The following is a 5,974-nucleotide window of genomic DNA, read 5'->3' as shown; positions in this document are numbered from 1 at the left end:
GCGCCGGCCCCGGCAGCACGGTGAGCAGGAAGCCCGCGCTCTCCAGCGCCCGCAGCGCGAGCAGCGTGGCGGGCTGATCGGCGATCGCGCCGGCGCCGCTGGCCAGCGCGAGCAAGCTCAGCCCCAGGGCCATGGTGCGGCGCGCGCCGAAGCGGTCGGCCAGCAGCCCGCCGAACAGACCGAGCAGCATGCCCGCCAGCTGAAAGGCCGACACCAGCCAGCTCGCCTGCACCAGCGTCAGGCCGAAGGCCTCGCGCAGGGCCGGCAGCGAGGGCGGCAGCTTGCCGATGTGGGTGGCGGCCACCATGCCGGCGATGATGACCGCGGCCACCGCGGGCCAGGGCGTGGCCGCCCGGGCTGCTTCCGCCACCACGGGCGGTTCGGGCGCCAGTGACGCCGCGTCGGGCCGCAGGGCAGGCGGTTCGGTCGGCAACGGATCGGCAGGCGCGCTCACCGGGCCATTATCGCCGCGCGCGCCGGTGGGGCCGCCCGGGCCGCCGCCTATACTCGGCGCAGGAGGAAACCATGCACGATCTGCTGATCTCGAACGCCATCATCCATGACGGGCTGGGCCATGCGCCCTTCACCGGCCAGCTCGCCGTCACCGGCGGGCGCATCTCGGCGGTGCGCCGCGCCGACAACCCGATCCCCGCCAGCCAGGCCCGCGAGCGGCTCGATGCGCAGGGCCTGTCGCTGATGCCCGGCATCATCGACAACCACACCCACTACGACGCGCAGATCACCTGGGACCCGTATCTCGACCAGTCGATCGGCATGGGCGTGACCACCGCCATCATCGGCAACTGCGGCTTCACCATCGCGCCCTGCCGGCCCGACGCCGCCTCGCGCGACCTGGTCACCAAGAACCTCACGCAAGTGGAGGGCATGTCGCTGGCCAGCCTGCAGGCCGGCATCCGCTGGCAGTTCGAGAGCTTCGCGCAGTACCTCGACCAGATCGAGGCCGGCGGCTGCGCGATGAACCTCGCCGCCTTCGTCGGTCACTCCACGGTGCGCACCTATGTGATGGGTTCGGCCGCCTCCGATCGTGCCGCCACCCCCGAGGAGGTGGCGCGCATGAAGGCCCTGATCGACGAGGCCCTGGCGGCCGGCGCGATCGGTCTGGCCTCCACCACCACCACCTCGCACAGCGCCTATGACGGCCGGCCCATGCCCTCGCGGCTGGCCGACTGGTCGGAGTTCATCGAACTGGCCGAGCCGCTGCGCCGGCGCAACCAGGGCGTGTTCATGATCACCAAGGGGCCGCCCACGCCGGTGGGCAAGCTCGAGGAGTTCGCCGCGGCCTCGGGCCGGCCGGTGCTGGTGGCGGCGCTGCTGCACTCCAGCCTCACGCCCGACAGCGTGTTCCAGGACCTGGAAGGCATCCACGCCGCCAATGCCCGCGGCAACCGCATGCGCGGTGCGGTCGCGGCCACGCCGCTGGTGTTCGACTTCTCCTTCGAGTCACCCTACCCGCTCGAGCCGCTGCTCGCCTGGAAGCCGATCTTCGGCCTGAAGGGCGATGCGCTGATCGCGCGCATGCGCGACCCCGCGCTGCGCGCGGCGCTGCGCGAGGAACTCAGCGTGCCGGCCCGGCGCATCTTCTCGGGCAACTGGCGCCTGATCCAGGTGCTCGAGACCGTGCTGCCCGAGAACCGGCACCTGGTCGATCGCAGCATCGCCGACATCGCCGCCGAGCGCGGCGCTGATCCGCTGGACTGCCTGTTCGATCTGGCCATCGCCGAGAACCTCGGCACGCTGTTCTCGCTGACCGCGCTCAACCACGACGAGCAGGCGGTGGCGAAGCTGCTCACCCACGAGGACAGCCTGCTGTCGCTGTCCGACGCGGGCGCGCATCTGTCCTTCCTCGACGACTCGGGGTTTGGCCTGCACCTGATGGGCCACTGGGTGCGTGACAAGGGCGTGATGCCCCTGCCCGAGGCGGTGCGCCGGCTCACCAGCGCGCAGGCCGAGTTCTTCGGCATTCGCGAGCGCGGCACGCTGCGCGAGGGCTGGGCGGCCGACCTGCTGCTCTTCGACCCGGCCACGGTGGGCCGCGGCGCGCGCTCGCGGGCCAACGATCTGCCAGCCAACGCCACCCGCGTGGTCACGCGGCCGCGCGGCGTGCATGGGGTCTGGGTGAACGGTCAGCGGGTGGCCAACGAGCAGGGCGCCGTCCACAAGCCGCTGCCGGGACGCCTGCTGCGCCAGTGGCAATAGGGCGCAACCCGCCGCGGCCTTGAGCCGCGGCTAGAGCCCGAAGCGCTCGCCGACACCGGCGAGCGTGGCCACACCCAGCAGGGCGAACACCACCGCCGCGATGCCGTGCACCAGCCGCACCGGCAGCCGATGGGCGATGCGCTCACCGAGCAGCACCGCCGGCACATTGGCCAGCATCATGCCCAGCGTGGTGCCGAGCACCACCATGATGAATTCGTGATAACGGGCGGCCAGCGCGATCGTGGCCACCTGCGTCTTGTCGCCCATCTCGGCCACGAAGAACGCGATCAGCGTGGTGCCGAACACGCCCAGCCGCGCGAAGCGGGCTTCGCTCTCGTCGAAACGGTCGGGCACGAGCATCCAGGCCGCCATGGCGATGAACGACAGGCCCAGCCCCCAGCGCAGGGCCGCCGGGCCCAGCAGCGTGGTCAGCCAGGTGCCCACCGCGCCGGCCAGCGCATGGTTGGCCAGCGTGGCCACCAGGATGCCCAGACAGATCGGCAGTGGACGGCGGAACTTGGCCGCGAGGATGAAGGAGAGCAGCTGCGTCTTGTCGCCGATTTCGGCGAGCGCGACGATGCCGGTGCACACGAGCAGGGCTTCCATGGCGGGTCCGGGCTGAACGGACCCGCAGTGTAGCCGCGCCGGGTACAGGCATCGGCACAGGCGCTGGAGCGGGTGCCGCCAGCGGCCCCCGGCTCGGCGCCAGCCAACGCGCCGATCAGACCTCGACCATCTCGAAGTCGGACTTGGCCACGCCGCACTCCGGGCAGCTCCAGTCCTCGGGCACATCCGCCCAGCGGGTGCCGGGGGCGATGCCCTCGGTGGGCAGGCCGGCGGCCTCGTCGTACACGAAACCGCACACGATGCAGGTCCAGGTCTTCATCATCATCTCCTTGAAAGTGGGTGGGTTCAGGCCGCCTGCCGGGCCGCCGTGACCCGGGCGAGGTTGTCACGATAGTGGTTGGCGTGCCGCTCCTCGACCCGCGCCAGCGCCGCGAAGCGTCTGGCGGCCTTCTCGAGCACCGCGCGGAAGGCCTGCGCGTGCTCGCGCGATTCGCCGATCTGCTCGTCGAACTCGGCCACCGCCGCCTGGTTGCCCTCCTGCACGGCCAGATGGCGGAACTGCGGGTACATCTCGGTGTACTCGTGGGTCTCGCCCTCGATGGCGAGCTCGAGCGCGCGCGCCGGGCTGAGCGCCGCCTTCGGGTAGAGCAGGTCGAGATGGCCGAAGGCATGCGCGACCTCCTGCTCGGCCGTCGCCTCGAACACCCGGGCGGTCTCCTCGTCGCCGTGCTCGCGGGCGATGCGGGCGAAGTAGCGGTACTTGATGTGGGCCATGGACTCGCCGGCGAAGGCGGCCTCGAGATTGCGCAGGGTGATGGATTCGGGCTTGCTCATCGATTTCTCCTCAGGGGTGTGACGTGGCGATGAGCGGATTCTGGCGATCGGCATTCTATCGGTCCAACGGATAATATCGATCTTTTCGATCGGTTTTTCCGATTCAACCGGAGCCCCTCAGGATGAATGCCCTGCCCTCGCTGCGCCAGCTCGCCTACCTGAGCGCCCTGGCCGACACCCTGAACTTCACCCAGGCCGCGCAGGCCTGCTTCGTCACGCAGTCCACGCTCTCGGGCGGCCTGCAGGAGCTCGAACGCAGCCTGGGCGCGCAGCTGGTCGAACGCAGCCGCCAGCGCGTGGCGCTCACCCCCGCCGGAGAGCTGGCGTTGGCGCGCGGGCGCCATCTGCTCGCGCTGGCCCGCGATCTGGTCGAGGCCGTGGGCCAGGCGGCGCAGCCGATGGCCGGGCTGATGCGGCTGGGCGCCATTCCCACCGTCGCGCCCTTCCTGCTGCCGCCGCTGCTGCGCGGGCTGCGCGAGCGGCATCCCGACCTGCAACTTGCGCTGCGCGAGGACCAGACCGAGCCGCTGCTGGCGCGCCTGCGCGCCGGCGAGCTCGACTTCGCGCTGATCGCCCTGCCCTGGGACACCACCGGCCTGCGGGTGACGCCGCTGCTCGCCGAGGAGCTCTGGCTGGTGGCCCCGCCCGATGATCCGGCGCTGCGCCGTGCCAACCTGCGCGTACAGGCCATCGACCCGCAGCGCCTGATGCTGCTGGCCGAGGGACACTGCCTGCGCAGCCACACCCTGGCCGGCTGCGGGCTGAGCGACGGCGCCAACCCACAGGGCATCGAGGCGACCAGTCTGGTCACGCTGGTGCAGATGGTCGAAGAGGGCCTGGGGATCGCGCTGCTGCCCGAGATGGCGCTCAAGGCCGGCCTGCTCGCCGACGGGCCGCTGCTGGCGCGGCCCCTGGCCGCACCGGCGCCACGCCGCGAGATCGCGCTGGTGGCCCGCGACAGCAGCGCGCGCGTGGCTGCGTTCGAGGCCATCGCCGGGCTGGCCAGACAGCTTGCCCGCCGACCAGCCGGTCAGCGACGGCGCGTCACCGGTGGGACCGCGTCGGCGGCTGCAATCGGCGCCGCCAATCATCCTCGCGCAGGGCGCGGTCAGCCGCCGCGCTCCGCCTCGTAGCGGGCGCGGGTGGCTGCGTCGGGCGGGTAGAGCCCGGGCAGCGGCACGCCGGCCTCCACCTGCTTCATCACCCAGGCCTCGTAGCGCTCCTGCTCGGGGCCGGCGGCGAGCACCTCGGGCAGCAGCGCCGCCGGGATCAGCACCGCGCCATCGTCGTCGACGACGATGATGTCGTCGGGGAACACCGCCACCCCGCCGCAGGCGATCGGCTGCTGCCAGGCCACGAAGGTGAGGCCGGCCACCGAGGGCGGCGCCGCCGCCCCGGCGCACCAGACCGGCAGGCCGGTGCCGAGCACCCCGGCGAGGTCACGCACCACGCCATCGGTGACCAGCGCCGCCACGCCGCGCTTGCGCATGCGCGCGCAGAGGATGTCACCGAAGATGCCGGCGTCGGTGACGCCCATGGCATCGGCCACCGCGATGCAGCCCGGGCCCATGGCCTCGATGGCCGCGCGGGTGGAGATCGGCGAGGCCCAGGACTCGGGCGTGGCCAGGTCTTCGCGGGCCGGCACGAAGCGCAGCGTGAACGCGCGCCCCACCAGCCTCGGCTGCCCGCTGCGGATCGGTCGGGTGTTGCGCAGCCAGACATTGCGCAGCCCCTTCTTGAGCAGCAGCGTGGTCAGGGTGGCGGTGGAGATGCCGGCGAGGGTGGCGACAGTCTGCTCATCGAGGGGTGCGGGCATGGACATGACGGCCTTTCGGGAGAGTGGCGCGGCGGGCGCTGGCCACGCCATCGCGCGGGCCGGCCTCGTCGCGGGCCTGCTGGTCGTGCTCCAGCAGGAACCGGGCGCGCGGCGTGCGCGCGAGCGCGTCGCGCAGCCAGGGCAGCGCGGCTTCGAGCGCCGGGCGCAGGGTGTGCGGCGGGTTGATCACGAACACCCCGCTGCCGGTCATGCCGAAGCCCTGCTCGTCGGGCTCGGCCACGCTCAGGCTGGCATGCAGCCAGCCCTTGGGCGCGCCGCGGGCGATGCGCGCGAGGCGCCCGGGCAGCTGCGCCGAAACCGAGCGCCGCACGATCGGGTACCACACCAGGTAGACGCCCTGCGCAAAGCGCGTCATGGCATCGCGCACGCAGGCCACCACCCGGCCGTAATCGGCCGGCAGCTCATAGGACGGATCGACCAGCACCAGCGCGCGGCGCGACGAGGGCGGCACCTGGCTGCGCAGCGCCTCGAAGCCGTCGGCCCGCGTGACCTGCGTGCGCGGCGTGCGCCCGAAATGCC

The 5,974-nt window shown here is 72.4% G+C and carries 8 protein-coding genes; 2 read left to right on the top strand and 6 right to left on the bottom strand.

What is annotated here, in order from left to right; all coding sequences use genetic code 11:
- Positions 1-454 (bottom strand): MFS transporter (locus AC2H6A_RS17305; protein WP_484274963.1); only part of this gene is annotated, 454 nt, incomplete at its 3' end.
- Between the two features lie 71 nt (positions 455-525).
- Between AC2H6A_RS17305 and AC2H6A_RS17300 the strand changes: the two genes are divergently transcribed.
- Positions 526-2,217 carry an N-acyl-D-amino-acid deacylase family protein gene (locus AC2H6A_RS17300; RefSeq protein ID WP_484274962.1) on the top strand — a complete coding sequence of 564 codons (1,692 nt, stop codon included), beginning with the start codon at positions 526-528 and terminating at the stop codon, positions 2,215-2,217.
- 30 nt (positions 2,218-2,247) lie between these two features.
- On the opposite strand, the gene AC2H6A_RS17295 is transcribed toward AC2H6A_RS17300, so the two are convergent.
- The 3 genes from AC2H6A_RS17295 to AC2H6A_RS17285 form a co-directional block, all read right to left on the bottom strand.
- Positions 2,248-2,823: a TMEM165/GDT1 family protein gene (locus AC2H6A_RS17295; RefSeq protein ID WP_484274961.1), complete on the bottom strand. Its 576-nt coding sequence runs from the start codon at positions 2,821-2,823 to the stop codon at positions 2,248-2,250.
- Positions 2,824-2,938: 115 nt separating this feature from the next.
- Entirely contained in the window at positions 2,939-3,103 is a 165-nt protein-coding gene (locus AC2H6A_RS17290; RefSeq protein WP_484274960.1) for a rubredoxin, read from the bottom strand.
- A gap of 26 nt (positions 3,104-3,129) precedes the next feature.
- Positions 3,130-3,618, bottom strand: a complete 489-nt coding sequence (locus AC2H6A_RS17285; RefSeq protein WP_484274959.1) for a rubrerythrin family protein — start codon at positions 3,616-3,618, stop codon at positions 3,130-3,132.
- Between the two features lie 122 nt (positions 3,619-3,740).
- On the opposite strand from AC2H6A_RS17285, the gene AC2H6A_RS17280 reads away from it, so the two are divergent.
- Positions 3,741-4,751 (top strand): hydrogen peroxide-inducible genes activator, encoded by a 1,011-nt coding sequence (locus AC2H6A_RS17280; protein ID WP_484274958.1) that lies wholly within the window; start codon positions 3,741-3,743, stop codon positions 4,749-4,751.
- On the opposite strand, the gene AC2H6A_RS17275 is transcribed toward AC2H6A_RS17280, so the two are convergent.
- Together AC2H6A_RS17275 and rlmJ are read right to left on the bottom strand one after the other, a co-directional pair.
- The gene (locus AC2H6A_RS17275; protein ID WP_484274957.1) at positions 4,727-5,440 is read right to left on the bottom strand and encodes a ribonuclease activity regulator RraA; all 714 of its coding nucleotides are present in this window, start codon (positions 5,438-5,440) and stop codon (positions 4,727-4,729) included. The two genes, AC2H6A_RS17280 and AC2H6A_RS17275, sit on opposite strands and share 25 nt — an antisense overlap.
- Positions 5,415-5,974: 23S rRNA (adenine(2030)-N(6))-methyltransferase RlmJ (gene rlmJ / locus AC2H6A_RS17270; RefSeq protein WP_484274956.1), on the bottom strand; the 560-nt coding region annotated here is incomplete at its 5' end. The genes rlmJ and AC2H6A_RS17275, both read right to left, overlap by 26 nt.

The organism is Quisquiliibacterium sp., from assembly GCF_982640115.1.
The sequence above is the reverse complement of the archived record's forward strand: the minus strand, read 5'-3'. Positions and strand labels throughout refer to the sequence as shown.

Excerpts from the sequence above, each read along its gene's own strand:
- AC2H6A_RS17295 (WP_484274961.1), bottom strand. The coding sequence starts at position 2,823 with ATGGAAGCCCTGCTCGTGTGCACCGGCATCGTCGCGCTCGCCGAAATC.
- AC2H6A_RS17290 (WP_484274960.1), bottom strand. The coding sequence starts at position 3,103 with ATGAAGACCTGGACCTGCATCGTGTGCGGTTTCGTGTACGACGAGGCC.
- AC2H6A_RS17275 (WP_484274957.1), bottom strand. The coding sequence starts at position 5,440 with ATGTCCATGCCCGCACCCCTCGATGAGCAGACTGTCGCCACCCTCGCC.
- AC2H6A_RS17285 (WP_484274959.1), bottom strand. The coding sequence starts at position 3,618 with ATGAGCAAGCCCGAATCCATCACCCTGCGCAATCTCGAGGCCGCCTTC.
- AC2H6A_RS17280 (WP_484274958.1), top strand. The coding sequence starts at position 3,741 with ATGAATGCCCTGCCCTCGCTGCGCCAGCTCGCCTACCTGAGCGCCCTG.
- AC2H6A_RS17300 (WP_484274962.1), top strand. The coding sequence starts at position 526 with ATGCACGATCTGCTGATCTCGAACGCCATCATCCATGACGGGCTGGGC.